General features: G+C 46.3%; 12 protein-coding genes. 3 read left to right on the top strand and 9 right to left on the bottom strand.

Annotated features, from left to right (window positions below; genetic code table 11):
* Positions 1 to 51 precede the first annotated feature (51 nt).
* Together EJP77_RS02665 and EJP77_RS02670 are read left to right on the top strand one after the other, a co-directional pair.
* Positions 52 to 969: a winged helix-turn-helix domain-containing protein gene (locus EJP77_RS02665; protein WP_127197618.1), complete on the top strand. Its 918-nt coding sequence runs from the start codon at positions 52 to 54 to the stop codon at positions 967 to 969.
* 101 nt (positions 970 to 1,070) lie between these two features.
* A complete protein-coding gene (locus EJP77_RS02670) occupies positions 1,071 to 1,799 on the top strand; it encodes an HAD family hydrolase (RefSeq protein ID WP_127198282.1) in 729 nt (242 codons plus the stop codon).
* An 18-nt stretch (positions 1,800 to 1,817) separates the two neighbouring features.
* Here the strand turns inward: EJP77_RS02670 and EJP77_RS02675 are convergent, their stop codons facing one another.
* The 8 genes from EJP77_RS02675 to pdhA form a co-directional block, all read right to left on the bottom strand.
* Positions 1,818 to 4,079, bottom strand: coding sequence for a type IA DNA topoisomerase (locus EJP77_RS02675; protein WP_127197619.1), 2,262 nt, complete (start codon positions 4,077 to 4,079; stop codon positions 1,818 to 1,820).
* Positions 4,080 to 4,217: 138 nt separating this feature from the next.
* A complete protein-coding gene (locus EJP77_RS02680; RefSeq protein WP_127197620.1) occupies positions 4,218 to 5,705 on the bottom strand; it encodes a glutamate synthase subunit beta in 1,488 nt (495 codons plus the stop codon).
* A 209-nt stretch (positions 5,706 to 5,914) separates the two neighbouring features.
* Positions 5,915 to 6,415: a dihydrofolate reductase gene (locus EJP77_RS02685; protein WP_127197621.1), complete on the bottom strand. Its 501-nt coding sequence runs from the start codon at positions 6,413 to 6,415 to the stop codon at positions 5,915 to 5,917.
* 56 nt (positions 6,416 to 6,471) lie between these two features.
* Positions 6,472 to 7,266: a thymidylate synthase gene (locus tag EJP77_RS02690; protein ID WP_127197622.1), complete on the bottom strand. Its 795-nt coding sequence runs from the start codon at positions 7,264 to 7,266 to the stop codon at positions 6,472 to 6,474.
* 162 nt (positions 7,267 to 7,428) lie between these two features.
* A complete protein-coding gene (gene lpdA / locus EJP77_RS02695; RefSeq protein WP_127197623.1) occupies positions 7,429 to 8,844 on the bottom strand; it encodes a dihydrolipoyl dehydrogenase in 1,416 nt (471 codons plus the stop codon).
* A 3-nt stretch (positions 8,845 to 8,847) separates the two neighbouring features.
* Positions 8,848 to 10,170, bottom strand: a complete 1,323-nt coding sequence (locus tag EJP77_RS02700; RefSeq protein WP_127197624.1) for a dihydrolipoamide acetyltransferase family protein — start codon at positions 10,168 to 10,170, stop codon at positions 8,848 to 8,850.
* Between the two features lie 30 nt (positions 10,171 to 10,200).
* Positions 10,201 to 11,181, bottom strand: coding sequence for an alpha-ketoacid dehydrogenase subunit beta (locus EJP77_RS02705; protein WP_127197625.1), 981 nt, complete (start codon positions 11,179 to 11,181; stop codon positions 10,201 to 10,203).
* 137 nt (positions 11,182 to 11,318) lie between these two features.
* On the bottom strand, positions 11,319 to 12,386 hold the full coding sequence (pdhA, locus tag EJP77_RS02715) for a pyruvate dehydrogenase (acetyl-transferring) E1 component subunit alpha (RefSeq protein ID WP_127197626.1): 1,068 nt from the start codon (positions 12,384 to 12,386) through the stop codon (positions 11,319 to 11,321).
* A gap of 255 nt (positions 12,387 to 12,641) precedes the next feature.
* Here pdhA and EJP77_RS02720 point away from each other — a divergent pair, with 255 nt between their 5' ends.
* Positions 12,642 to 13,370: an alpha/beta hydrolase gene (locus EJP77_RS02720; RefSeq protein WP_127197627.1), complete on the top strand. Its 729-nt coding sequence runs from the start codon at positions 12,642 to 12,644 to the stop codon at positions 13,368 to 13,370.
* Positions 13,371 to 13,460: 90 nt separating this feature from the next.
* Here EJP77_RS02720 and EJP77_RS02725 read toward each other — a convergent pair whose 3' ends face one another.
* Positions 13,461 to 14,096: a trimeric intracellular cation channel family protein gene (locus EJP77_RS02725; RefSeq protein ID WP_127197628.1), complete on the bottom strand. Its 636-nt coding sequence runs from the start codon at positions 14,094 to 14,096 to the stop codon at positions 13,461 to 13,463.
* Positions 14,097 to 14,211 lie beyond the last annotated feature (115 nt).

Consider the following 14,211-nt stretch of genomic DNA (forward strand, 5'->3'; position numbering starts at 1 on the left):
AACAAGCCATAATGAAAAAATAAAGCAATTTTTTGGGAGGTCACCTTTCACATGGCTTATACGGTAAAAGTAGACGTGTCTCCAGTCTATGAACTGCTTGGAAGCTTTCTGGTTCATATTGTACGCAAATGGACGAATAATATCGACATGGGTCCTGAATGGAGCGACACCATCAATTCACGTCTTAACGAAACTACACGTGCAGCTTTTGCCGAGGCTGCTTCATGGCCTTTTGAGGATTATGATGTTCTTTACGCCTGGGCGGTTGAACGCGGAGAGCACCATCAAATTGAGGACTATCTTAATTTCCTCCAGAATGCTTCTTCGGAAGTACTTTGTGACAGGGTTAGCCCATACATACCTGAGATGACTGCTGAGAAAGCACTAGTAATCCGCGACAACTATGTGCCCTTACTTCAAATATGGTACGATGTGTATTTTAAAGAAATTGAATCATTGTATGTCCCTCTTCTTGAAGAGGATGCTGCCGAGAAGCTGGCTCTTCTGGACAAAATGGATCCTGAGAGTCTCATTGATTATGCATCCGGCGGTTTGATCGTCTCGGATGAGCTTCCTATTGAGCAGGTTATTCTGCTGCCCATTATTCATTTGCGCCCAATTAACACTTATTGCTTCTATAACAATATGCTGTTGATTCAATATCCTGTGGACCTTCCGCTTGAGGATGAGAATGAAGCACCGAATTACCTGCTCAGGCTTACCCGTGCCCTGGCAGCTCCTGAACGCCTTCGTATGCTGCGTTATGTTGCGAATGAGCCCAAGTCTCTTCCCGAAATGCAGCAGTTCCTAAATGAATCCGAAGAGACACTTATGTATCATCTAAGGCTTCTCCGGGTTGCAGGACTGCTCAGAGTACATCTGGGAACTCATGATCAGGAGAAATTCTGCTTCCGTCCTGACGGCATCTCCGAGCTGCAAATTTTCCTGGAGACGTATATCCAAATATAAATGAAGTAATCAAGTTATACTAAGCAGCAGATTAGTATAACTGTAGAGAGGAGCAGCCTGCTTTGAACCCTTATCATTACCGCCAACAAATTTTATTCGATATGGATGATACGCTAATCCACTGTAACAAGTACTTTGAAATGATCCTGTGCAAATTTGCTGATGTCATGCTTGAATGGTTCAGCGAATATCAATTAACGAATTCTGAAATTCGTAGCAAACAAATTGAGATTGATGTAGCAGGCGTTCTCAAATCCGGATTTGCAAGTAAGCATTTTCCTCAATCCATGATTGAGACTTACCACTACTTCTCCAGAATGACTGGACGCGAGATCAATCCTGCTGAAGAGAACCAGCTTATGGAGCTTGGAATGAGTGTCTACGAACAGAATATTGAACCCTATCCCGGTATGGTTGAGACCCTGGATATTCTCGAACATCAAGGTCATGAGCTTAATCTCTACACAGGTGGAGAGAAAGCTATTCAGGAACGCAAAATTGAGCAAATGAAGCTTGCTTCGTATTTCCATGACCGAATCTACATCCGCCAGCACAAGAACGAAGAAGCCCTGGAGCAGATTCTTACTTCCCGCCATTTCGACAGGGAGAACACCTGGATGATCGGCAACAGTCTTCGAACAGATATTATTCCTGCTCTTGCAGCCGGGATTAACACCATCTATATCAAGCTGCCCAATGAATGGTCCTATAATGTCGTTGAACTGAAAAACGAACCGACCACCGCCATGTATACGGTCTCCTCACTTGAGGAGGTTCCTAGTATCATAGCCGAGAGTATTGCGGCCAAACAAAAGAAACGGACCCTTTAAAGAGTCCGTTTCTTTGTATTATTCCACACGTTCCAGCTCAAGCTGACCCTTCTCTTTGTCCAGAAGGACAATTCTAGCCTTGTAATCAAGGTCTCCATCCTTGAAGGACAGCAGCTGAGTCTGCCCTTTCTCAATTAAAGAGGCCAGCATATTATGAGAAATTTTCTTGCCGGAGTATTCCTTCCATATCACAAATCCGCAGCCCTGCTTGAAATGAGTACACCCATACCCCTTCTTGCCCTCAATAAGCTGCCCATTGCAGCCGGAACGAGGACATTCACCCAAGGGTACTCGTTCGGCTGGTGCAGTAGCCTTGCCTCTATTGCTGGAATTACCAGAAGTCTTTGTTGCTTTACCCGTTCTTGGGCCTGCTGAGCTCGCACTTTCACGGGTCCCTCCATTTCGGCTTCGCCCTGTAGGTTGTGCTGCTCCTTCGAACAGAGACGCGGAAGCCTTAGGCTGACTGCGTACCTTCTCGATGATCGAGACAGTGAACTTCTTCACGTTCTCCATGAATTTCTCTCCGGCAGCTTCGCCTTTGGAAATTTGATGTAGACGCCGCTCCCACTGACCAGTCATCTCCGGGGAGGTAAGGAGCTCAACACCGGCATGACGGATTAACTCAACCGCCGTACGGCCTTTCGGCGTAACAGTGATTCTTTTACCCTGCATAGTAATATAACCGACCTTCTTAAGCCGCTCAATCGTTGCTGCACGAGTCGCTGGCGTTCCAAGCCCCGCATCCTTCATGACCTCGCGAAGCTCTTCATTCTCCAGCTGCTTCCCGGCACTCTCCATAGCCTTTAGGAGGGTTCCTTCGGTATAAGCCTTGGGTGGCTGAGTTGCTTTCTCCTTAACCTCGGATGATTTACAGAGCACATCCAGGTCCTTGTCCACACTGAAAGGCTCGCTCACAAGCTCTTCCGCTTCCTCATCCTCGTCCTTCTTCTTGCCCTTGCCACTTGACTTACGTGCCTCTTCAGTTCCTTGACATACTTTCCAGCCCAGAGAAATGAGCTCCTTCACATTGGTCTTAAAGGTCTCCCTCTCCACTTCAGTAAGTACCATATGCTGTTTGTACTCTGCTGGAGGGTAGAACTGAGACAGGAATCTCCGTATAACCAAGTCGTATACATTCTGTTCCTCAGAGCTTAACGTGCCAGCACGCTTAAGAGTAGGAAGGATGGCATGGTGATCCTCAACCCGTGCAGGGTTACAGATCGACTTATTATTTTTATGAACAAGGGTAGGAGTAGCACCGGCGGCAAGCTCTTGGTAACTGGTTGATTTCAGCATGTGGAGTGCCTTGTGCATACCCTCTATATTCTGTTCCGTAACATAGTTCGAACTCGTACGCGGATAAGTAATCACTTTATGCTTCTCGTAAAGCGCCTGTGCGATATCCAGGGTCTTCTTGGCCGAGTATCCATACTTCGCATTCGCCTCACGCTGCAGGAGGGTTAAGTCATATAGCTTAAAAGGATACTCTTTCGTGTCCTTTACCTCGTACTCCGTAATCCGTCCCTCTTTGCCTCGAACCTTGTTCGCGATGAGATCAGCCTTCTCCTTATCTGTCATTCTGTCCCCCTGCCAGGACCCGGAATAACTTCGTCCATCCTGCTGGAACTCTGCCTTGATCTCATAATAAGTGAGCGAGTCGAAGCTTTCTATCTCCTTCTGTCTGTCATAGATTAGCGCAAGTACCGGCGTCTGAACACGTCCAACGGAGAGCAGCTCCTTATGCTTCGTGGTAAAAGCTCTTGATGCATTCATCCCGACCAGCCAATCGGCCTCGCTTCTCGCTCTTGCGGCAATCGTCAGATTCGCGAATTCCGAGCTGTCCTTAAGCTCCGAGAACCCCTTCGCAATGCTCTCTGCGGTCAAATCAGAGATCCACAGCCTTCTGACTGGCTGGGTCATCTTCAGCTGCTGCTGAATCAAGGCGAAAATATACTGGCCTTCACGCCCAGCATCACAAGCATTTACAATCCGGTCGGACCGCTTGGCCAGTTCACCAATGATTTTAAGCTGATCCTTCGTCTTTGGATTCGGAACAATCTTAAAGTGCTCAGGAAGAATCGGCAGATCCGAGAAGTTCCACCTTTTATATTTAGGATCATAGGCATCCGGTTCAGCCAGACCGAGCAGATGGCCAATAGCCCAGGTTATGATATATTGTTCGCCCTCCAGGTAAGACCGGTTATTCTTCGCCTTCGGTTCAATTACAGCGGCGATTGTCCGTCCCATATCCGGCTTTTCTGCGATTACTAGCGTTTTCATGGTGAGACGCTTCCCCTCTCCCAGGTCCTTTTCGGCAAAAAAAGAGCCGCGCACAGCGCAGCCCCGTTGCATTCTATTATTATATCATAATTCATTAGGAGGCATGAACTCTCTGTTCCAGGCCCCCTCATCTAAGACTTAAGCCAGAACCGAAGCACCCATCAAAAACTTATCTACTTCACGAGCAGCTTCGCGTCCTTCGTTAATTGCCCATACAACTAGACTTTGACCACGGCGCATGTCGCCTGCAGCAAATACTTTGTCTGCATTGGTCTTGTACTTGCCGTATTGTGCTTTCACATTGGAACGACGGTCTGTACCGAGCGAGAGTTCATTGATGATTGTATTCTCAGGCCCATCGAATCCGATCGCGATCAAAGCCATTTGTGCCGGGAAGACACGCTCCGTACCCGGAATTGGCTGATAGATCTTGCGCCCTGTCTCGTCAACGATACGCTGAATCTGGATCGTATGAAGCTCTTTGAGATTACCTTCATCATCTCCCACGAATTTCGTAGTCATGATAGAGAATTCACGAGGATCTTCACCGTAAAGTGCTTTAGCTTCTTCTTGCGCATAATCCAATGTGTATACATTCGGGAATTGCGGCCAAGGATTCTGAATTGGATCACGTTCGAGTGGAGCCTTGGTGTGCGTACCGAATTGAGTAATACTTCTGCATCCATGACGCAGGGATGTAGCAACACAGTCGGAGCCTGTATCTCCGCCGCCGATAACGATAACGTCTTTACCTTCTGCAGAGATGTATTGTCCGTCTTGAAGACCGGAATCCAGGTAGCTCTTAATCGTGCTGTTCAGGAAAGGCATTGCATACTGCACACCTTTCAAGTCGCTGCCTTCAATGTTGAACTCACGCGGCTTGGTAGCTCCACCACAGAGAACAACAGCATCGAACTCGTCAACCAGCTGCTGAGCTGGAATGTCCTTACCGATCTCCGTATTGGTTACAAACTTAACCCCTTCCTCAACAAGAAGGTTAACCCGTCTTTCCACAACTGACTTATCCAGCTTCATCGAAGGAATTCCGTACATGAGCAGGCCGCCGACACGGTCGGATCTCTCATAGACAGTAACTTCATGTCCAGCCTTGTTCAGTTGAGCCGCACATGCGAGTCCAGCCGGTCCTGAGCCTACAACCGCGACACGCTTGCCTGTACGTTTCTCAGGCGGTTCTGCAACAACCCATCCTTCCTCAAAGCCTCTCTCAATGATGGCTTCTTCGATGGTCTTGATCGTAACTGGTTGACCAATCAGCCCCACTGTACAAGAACCTTCACAAGGTGCAGGACAGATCCGTCCTGTGAACTCAGGGAAGTTATTCGTCTTATGAAGACGATCGAGTGCATCTTTCCATTGTCCGCGGTAAACCAGGTTATTCCATTCCGGAATCAGGTTATGCACCGGGCAGCCTGAAGTGCCTCCAGTCATATCAATTCCAGTATGGCAGTAAGGTGTACCGCAATCCATACAGCGGGCACCCTGTGTACGTAGTTCCTCTTCCGACATATGTTTATGGAACTCTTCCCAGTCCTTTACCCGTTCAGAGGGACTGCGGTCTCCCGGAAGCTGTCGTTTGAATTCCATAAACCCCGTAGGTGTAGACATCTAACTTTTCCCCCATCTCTTTGTTTTGCTTATCTATAAGGAATGAGCTAAACCTATCTTCTCTCCAGCTCATCCACAATAAAAAGAACAAATCATACAGAAATCAACTGTTCCCTTTATAATAAATGTCGAATTTACCCTGATGTTAAAATATATTATCATTCGGTGCTAATCATATTAATGGACTTTGTCTATAATAATTTGCATTATTACGTAGCTGCTTTAACGCGTTCATATGTCACAAACCGATACGGATAGCGATTCTTCTCATCCTGAACTCCTTGCACTTCTTCAATAACCTTGAACTCAGACCAATCGAACTTGGGAAAAATAACATCCCCTTCTATGTCCTCATCAATATAAGTAACAAGAAGCTTATCCGCAAAGGGAAGGAAGTGCTTAAATACTCCCGCTCCGCCAATGACCATCAGCTCTTCACCCGGCTTGTGCAGATCCAGCGCCTCCTGAATGGAGTGGATAGTCTCTCCATCGTCCGCAGTATAATGCTCGTCCTGAGTAAGAACTACATTACGGCGGCCCGGCAAAGGCTTACTTCCTATAGACTCCCAAGTTTTTCTGCCCATGACCATAGTTTTCCCAAGCGTCTGAGCCTTGAAAAAAGCCAAATCGGCCGGCAGACGCCAAGGCAGCTGGTTATCCTTACCCATCACACCGCCACGTGCCATTGCCCATATCAGCGTAATTCCCATTAGACCGACCTCCTGTAATGCGGGAAGTGAACATCTCCCTTACCGCTCTTCTCTAATCAGACTGATACCGCAGCTTTGATGGCCGGATGATGCACGTAATTTACGAATTCAAAATCCTCGTAGGTATAATCAAATATAGAATCCGGCTTCCGCTTGATTACCAATTGGGGCAGCTCATAAGGAGTTCGGGTTAACTGAAGGTTCACCTGTTCCATATGGTTTGTATAAATGTGCACATCTCCTCCTGACCAAATGAACTCACCGACCTCAAGATCGCATTGCTGGGCCACCATGTGAGTTAATAGAGCATAGCTTGCAATATTGAATGGAAGACCCAGGAAGGTATCTACAGATCGCATTGTAAGCATGCAGGACAGCTTACCGTCTGCCACATAGAATTGAAATACAAAATGACAAGGAGGAAGCTTCATATTCTCAATCTCAGCTACATTCCACGCACTGACCAAATGTCTCCGAGAATCCGGGTTTCGTCTAATCGCCTCAATCACATTAGAGATCTGATCGATATGCTTACCTTCCGGTGTCTCCCATGCGCGCCACTGCGAGCCATATACTGGACCTAGATCTCCATTCTCATCTGCCCATTCATCCCATATTCGAACTCCATGCTCTTTGAGGTATGCAATATTGGTGTCTCCCTTAAGGAACCACAGCAATTCATGTATGACAGACTTCAAATGAATTTTCTTGGTAGTCACAAGGGGGAAGCCTTTGCTCAAATCAAAGCGAAGCTGACGGCCAAACACGGAAATCGTGCCGGTCCCTGTCCGGTCATCCTTCCTTGTACCATGATCTTTAATATCCTGAAGTAAATCCAAATAATTTTGCACAGAACCACACCTCCGACTTTCCCTCTAATGTAATATATCACGTGGCTGCCTATCTTGTTAACAGACAAAAAAAAGAAAGGCAAGAACGCCAGTACGTTCTTGCCTTAAAAAATTCACATTTGCTTAAGAGACCTATGATTGAATACACAGGCTACATGAAGATTAACGAGACAATACGTGGATCGGATGACCTTCAACAAGTTCTGCTGTTTCCATAACAATTTCACCAAGTGTTGGGTGAGCATGTACGGTAAGGGAGATATCTTCAAGAGTTGCTCCCATTTCGACAGCAAGACCAAGTTCAGCGATCAAGTTGGAAGCTTCAATACCTACGATTTGAGCGCCGAGAACCACATTGTTCTCTTCGTTAGCTACGATCTTGATAAAGCCATCAGGTGCGTTCAGGGAAGTTGCACGGCCATTACCCGCAAACGGGAATTTACCGGCTTTCACTTTATAACCCTTCTCCTTGGCTTCTTTCTCCGTGTAACCTACGCTGGAGCATTCAGGATCTGTAAATACAACCGCAGGCATAGCTTTGTAATCAACTACAGACGGAAGTCCGGAGATCGCTTCAGCTGCCACTTTACCTTCGTAAGAGGCTTTATGAGCCAGAGCAAGACCTGGAACAATATCGCCGATAGCGAAAATTTTCGGATTGCTGGTACGGCCTTGGTGATCGACTTTGACAAGACCACGGTCAGTCAATTCTACACCTGCAAGATCAAGACCCAGATCCCCATCGGTATTTGGACGGCGTCCAACAGTTACCAGAAGGTAATCCGCAGTTACTTCTTTGTTCTCTCCATTAACGGAGTATTTCACAGTAACGTTCTTGTCTGTTTGCTCAGCACTTTCAGCTTTTGCATTTGTAACGATTTCGATGCCTGTCTTCTCCATGCTTTTAGCAACAAGACGGGTCATGTCTTTGTCAAAGCCAGGAAGCACAGTATCCAGACCTTCGATGATCGTTACTTTCGTACCGAATTTGGAGAACATTTGACCAAGCTCGGCGCCGATATATCCACCACCGATAACAACAAGGCTTGAAGGAATTTCTTCAAGCTGCAAAGCTTCAGTAGAAGAAAGGATACGTCCGCCAAATGGGAACGGCTTAAGTTCGATTGGACGGGAACCTGTTGCCAGAATGCAGTGTTTGAAGCGGTAACGTGGAGATTCATGATCATTGAACGCGCGAGCTTCGTTCTCGTTGATGAACATTACTTCACCACTAAATACCTCAACCTTGTTCCCTTTCAGCAGTCCGCCAACACCTTGTGTCATTTTCTTCACAACACCGTTCTTAAAAGCTTGTGTCTTGGAGAAGTCAACTTTCACGTTGTCAGCAGAAATACCGAATGCATCGCCATGCTTGGCAGCTTCAAATTGATGAGCTGCCGAGATCAGGGCTTTGGAAGGAATACATCCACGGTTCAAACATACACCGCCGAGTTCCGATTTATCTACGATAATTACCTTTTGTCCAAGCTGAGCAGCACGAATGGCTGCTACATAACCGCCGGGGCCGGCACCAACTACTAATGTATCGATATCAAGAGAAGCGTCTCCTACTACCATTTCTTACACCTCCATAACCAACAGCTCTGGATTAGCGAGCAGTGATTTAATGTAGTTCATAAAGTTCTGAGCTGTTGCACCATCGATCAGACGGTGGTCAAAGCTTAAGGAAAGAGCCATAACTGGCGCTACAACAATTTCACCATTCTTCACAACTGGTTTCTCAGAAATACGTCCTGTACCAAGAATAGCTACCTCAGGGTAGTTGATAATTGGTGTGAAGAACATACCGCCAGCGGATCCAATGTTAGAGATAGAGATTGTGCTGCCTTTCATTTCAGAAGCGCTGAGCTTGCCATCACGACCGCGAGCTGCTAGATCACGAATCGCATCCGCAATCATCCAGATGCTCTTACGATCAGCATCCTTGATTACTGGAACGATCAAGCCGTTATCTGTATCTGTTGCAATACCGATATCATAGTGCTTCTTGTAGACGATTTCGCCAGCCTCTTCGTCGATGGAAGCGTTAAGTGCAGGGTATTGACGCGATGCTGCAACCAATGCTTTAACGATAAATGGAAGGTAAGTCACTTTAGTGCCTTTCTTCTCAGCAATTGGCTTCATGCGTGTACGGAATGCAACTAGCTCAGTTACGTCTACTTCGTCCATAATAGTAACGTGTGGAGCTGTGTATGCGGATTTAACCATAGCATTCGAAATTGCCTTACGGATACCTTTGAATGGAACGCGTTCTTCTTCAACGTGAGCATTACCAGCAGCCGCTGCCGCAGGAGCCGATTTAGCTTCAGTCTTCGCTTCCACAGCTGCAGGAGCAGAAGCTGCTGCACCGCCGCCATTCTTAAAGGCTTCTACATCTTCACGAGTAATCTTGCCAGCAGTACCTGTTCCGCTTACTTGGGACAAGTCTATGCCTTGCTCACGAGCGAACTTGCGCACGCTTGGTGTAGCGAGAACTTCTTTGTTAGGAGCCGCTGGAGCAGGTGTTCCTGCTGCCCCACCCTGTTTAGCTTCAGCAGGGCTGTCGGAAGCTGGTGATGAAGTCGTATCCGCTCCACCTTTTGCCGCATCCGCTTCTTGGCTGCCATGTTGTTCAGGAGCTGGTTCCTGATCTGGAACTTCACCTTCTGCATCAATAATAGCAACTACATCGCCTACGCGGAAGATTGCACCATCTTTACCGAATACTTCTTGGACAGTACCATTTACCGGACAAGGAACTTCAACTACAGCCTTGTCGTTCTGCACTTCCATAATGATGTCATCGTCGGTTACTTTATCTCCCGGCTTGATGTGCATTTTGATAATTTCGCCTTCATGCAGACCTTCACCGAGTTCCGGGAAACGATATTCAAATTTTGCCACCTAGAGGACCTCCCTTTAGTTCGTTAAAAATTAAAATTCGAGTACTTTGTTCACTGCTGTAATGACGCGTGCTGGTGAAGGAAGCCATTGATCTTCAATTTGAGCAAATGGATACACAGTATCCGGACCAGCTACACGAAGAACTGGAGCTTCAAGGTGAAGGATAGCTTTCTCGTTGATTTGAGCAATGATTTCTGCAGCCATACCCGCAGATTTCTGTGCTTCCTGAACCACGATAGCACGGTTGGTTTTCTTAATCGAAGCCACAATCGTGTCAATATCAAGAGGAACCAGGGTGCGCAGGTCGATAACCTCGGCTTTAATGCCTTTTGTTTTCTCAAGTTCTTCCGCTGCTTTAACCGCAGTGTGTACCATAAGTCCGTAAGCGATAATGGTAACATCAGAACCCTCTTTTACAATGTTAGCTTTACCCAGTTCCACAGTGTATTCACCATCAGGTACTTCAGCGCGGAACGCATGGTAAAGGTTAAGGTGCTCCATGTAGAATACAGGGTCATTATCGCGGATTGCGGAAATCATAAGACCTTTTGCATCGTAAGGGTTGGAAGGAATTACAAGTTTGATACCCGGAGTTTGAGCAATCAAACCTTCCAGGGAATCCGTATGAAGCTCAGCCGCTTTAACACCGCCGCCAAATGGTGTACGGAATACGACTGGTGCGTTGTATCGACCACCGGAGCGGTAACGCAGACGAGCAGCTTGAACCAGGATTTGGTCAAGAGCTTCAAAAATAAAACCTACAAACTGAATCTCGGCCACAGGACGGAAGCCCTGAATTCCAAGACCAAAAGCCAAACCGCCAATTGCGGATTCAGCCAGCGGCGTATCGAATACGCGCTCTTCTCCAAATTCCTTTTGCAAACCTTCGGTTGCACGGAATACCCCACCCACGTTACCTACGTCTTCCCCGAAAAGCAGGACGTTGGCATCGCGGTTCAATTCCACGCGCAGTGCATCGCGGATCGCTTCTTTCATGTTCATTTGTGCCATTGCTAGATATCCTCCTAAAAGTCAGGTTTGATTCCTGAAATCATATGAATACGCTTCGTAACAGCCGGTACAACCGGCATTGCAAGAACTCCCCCGTCCGATCACGATCTTACTCTGGGGAGTCTAAAGGCTCTATATTATTGGAAGTCTGCTTTTTGCTCTTCCAGATGCTTCGGTGTGGTTTCGAACATGCTATCAATCAAGCCGGCAACCGTCATTTTCTCTGTTTGTTCCGCTTTCTTGATCTGCTCGTTCACTTTTGCTTTAGCTTCTTCTTTCACACGAGCTGTGTCTTCATCAGTCCAAAGACCCTTCTTCTCCAAATATTTAGCAAGACGGGCAATCGGATCTTTCTCATTCCATTGTCCTTCTTCTTCTTTGGTACGATATTTGGAAGCATCGTCAGAAAGGGAATGCGGGCGGAAACGGTAAGTAACGGCTTCGATCAATGTCGCACCTTCGCCATTACGGCCGCGTTCAGCAGCTTCTTGTACCGCTTTGATAACAGCAAGAACGTCCATTCCGTCTACTTTGACACCAGTGATCCCTGCTGCAACCGCTTTATGAGCTATAGACAGAGCAGCCGTTTGTTTGGAGAATGGAGTTGTGATAGCATAACCGTTATTTTGCACAAAGAAGATAACCGGCAGCTTGTATACTCCGGCATAGTTAAGTCCTTCATAGAAATCGCCTTCGGAAGAACCGCCGTCACCTGTATAAGTAATTACAACTTGCTTTTGCTTTCTGAGTTTGTAACCCATTGCAATACCCATGGCATGCAAAATTTGCGCACCGATGATGATTTGCGGCATAAGTACGTTAACACCTTGAGGAATTTCTCCGCCATGCTGGTGTCCACGGGAGTACAGGAACGCTTGATACAAAGGAAGACCGTGCCATACGATTTGCGGCATATCACGGTAACCCGGACATACAAAATCTTCTTTCTCAAGTGCGAACTCACTGCCAACCATAGTAGCTTCTTGACCGGATACCGGAGCATAGAAACCAAGACGTCCTTGACGGCCCAAGTTCACAGCACGATCATCCCAAGTACGGGTAAATACCATGCGATACATAATTTCTTTCAGTTGATCGTCGGTCAAATCAGGAAGTTTTTCTTTGTTTACGATTTCACCGTCCGGCGAGAGCACGGAAAGCGTATCAACTTCCTCGGTATATACTTCATAAGGAACCTTGCTCATTATCTTCACCTCGACAAAAAATTTGAATATCATGTTCCACTGTTATAGAATTATTATACATCTGTTTCACCGATTAAGTCAAAGGATATACTTTAAAATGTGTTCTACTCTGTTTTTTGTATGTATAACAGAAGAACGATAATTGTATAACACTTAGGGGAAAAACTCCCAATTTCAGGACATGTCTTCATCGGTAATCTTACCTGATTGCAGATTCAAAAGCAAAAAATTAACGGGCGGAGCGTGAACATTAGCATGACAGATTCGCGTTATTTAAAACGAACTATAGTGAAAGAAGTCATTGACAGCAGCATCCTAAATGAGAAACGAAATCTGAGGATTTATTTGCCTCCCGGCTATAATGAGATTCTTAGCTACCCTGTGATTTACTGCCAGGACGGTGAAGAATTTTTCAATTATGGACGTATTGCGACCCTCGCCAATCAGCTAATTCTTGATGAGGACATCGACCCTTTTATTGTCGTAGGGGTTGAGGTAGACACCAAGGTTCGTACGGCTGAATATGCTCCATTTGGACATCGTTTTGAGGCCTATACATCCTGTTTCACACAAGAGATCATTCCCTTTGTGGAACAGAATTATCCGGTAAGAAAAGAACGGAGCGAACGTATTCTAGCCGGGGATTCTTTGGGCGGTACAGTGTCGCTCCACTTAGCTATGAAAAACCCGGAGCTGTTTTCCAAAATAATCAGTTTGTCCGGGGCATTCTATATCCCCACCCAGGAATTTGTTGCTCAGGAGACTGATTTATCAGGACTATCCTTATACATGATTGTCGGTCTCCAAGAACGTGACTACCAGACCGATACAGGTATTTACGATTTCGTAGAGCTTAACCGGAACACCAAGGCGCTGTTGGAAGCGCGAGGAGCAAAGGTTCATTATCTCGAGAAGGAAGGCAAGCACCTATGGGGCTTCTGGCAAAAGGAGCTGCCTGATGCCTTGATTCATTTCCTGAAATAACTCGTAATCACACAAAAGCGCCGGGTTCGATCACAGATCGATCCGGCGCTTTTGTAATACAGCCTATATATGATTAAAGCAAAAATTTAATTATGAATCCAGAAATTGTGAATGTGGATGATTTTCTTTGAGTGAACGTCTTGGCAGCTTCCATTTATAGAGCACGGATAGCATTCTAAAGATAACTACGACTACAAACAGAAATATTAATTCCCAGTTGTTCTTGGCCATACCTAAACCCACAGCAATACCAGCAACCATTGCCCATACCGCATAGATCTCATCACGAAGAACAAGCGGCTTGCGGCCCGCCAATAAATCACGGATTATTCCCCCGCCTATACCGGTAAGAACGGCTGCTACAACTACAGCGCTAAGGGGATGCTTCATATTAGTAGCGTATAACGCTCCCTGAATGGCAAATGCAGAGAGACCAATTGCATCAAATAGAGCCTCCGTCTTTTTCCAGTGCTGAATCCATTTGAGCGGAAGCACAAAAGCTACAAGTACAGACAAATTCGCAAGAATAATCAAGTCTCCCTGGGTCCAAAGTGTAGTCACCGGCACGCCAATGAGCACATTACGGATGATCCCCCCGCCAAAAGCTGTCACGAGGCCAAGCACCAGCACCCCTAGGATATCATACTCTTCTTCCATCGCTACAAAAGCTCCTGACATGGCGAAAGCAATTGTACCAATAATGCTGAAAATATCAAATATATGCATTTCTCTTATGCCCCTACTCTCTCTGCTCTTTAGACGACCTATATATTGTAATCCTGACCTCCAAAATTGTGCAAGACATAAAGTTGTCCTATACTGATTATAGTAATCATGTCAG

The sequence above is a fragment of the Paenibacillus zeisoli genome, from assembly GCF_003994465.1.
In the GTDB taxonomy this organism is placed as follows: domain Bacteria; phylum Bacillota; class Bacilli; order Paenibacillales; family Paenibacillaceae; genus Fontibacillus; species Fontibacillus zeisoli.

Excerpts from the sequence above, each read along its gene's own strand:
- EJP77_RS02675 (WP_127197619.1), bottom strand. The coding sequence starts at position 4,079 with ATGAAAACGCTAGTAATCGCAGAAAAGCCGGATATGGGACGGACAATC.
- EJP77_RS02685 (WP_127197621.1), bottom strand. The coding sequence starts at position 6,415 with ATGGGAATTACGCTGATATGGGCAATGGCACGTGGCGGTGTGATGGGT.
- lpdA (WP_127197623.1), bottom strand. The coding sequence starts at position 8,844 with ATGGTAGTAGGAGACGCTTCTCTTGATATCGATACATTAGTAGTTGGT.
- pdhA (WP_127197626.1), bottom strand. The coding sequence starts at position 12,386 with ATGAGCAAGGTTCCTTATGAAGTATATACCGAGGAAGTTGATACGCTT.
- EJP77_RS02680 (WP_127197620.1), bottom strand. The coding sequence starts at position 5,705 with ATGTCTACACCTACGGGGTTTATGGAATTCAAACGACAGCTTCCGGGA.
- EJP77_RS02705 (WP_127197625.1), bottom strand. The coding sequence starts at position 11,181 with ATGGCACAAATGAACATGAAAGAAGCGATCCGCGATGCACTGCGCGTG.
- EJP77_RS02665 (WP_127197618.1), top strand. The coding sequence starts at position 52 with ATGGCTTATACGGTAAAAGTAGACGTGTCTCCAGTCTATGAACTGCTT.
- EJP77_RS02720 (WP_127197627.1), top strand. The coding sequence starts at position 12,642 with ATGACAGATTCGCGTTATTTAAAACGAACTATAGTGAAAGAAGTCATT.
- EJP77_RS02725 (WP_127197628.1), bottom strand. The coding sequence starts at position 14,096 with ATGCATATATTTGATATTTTCAGCATTATTGGTACAATTGCTTTCGCC.
- EJP77_RS02670 (WP_127198282.1), top strand. The coding sequence starts at position 1,071 with ATGGATGATACGCTAATCCACTGTAACAAGTACTTTGAAATGATCCTG.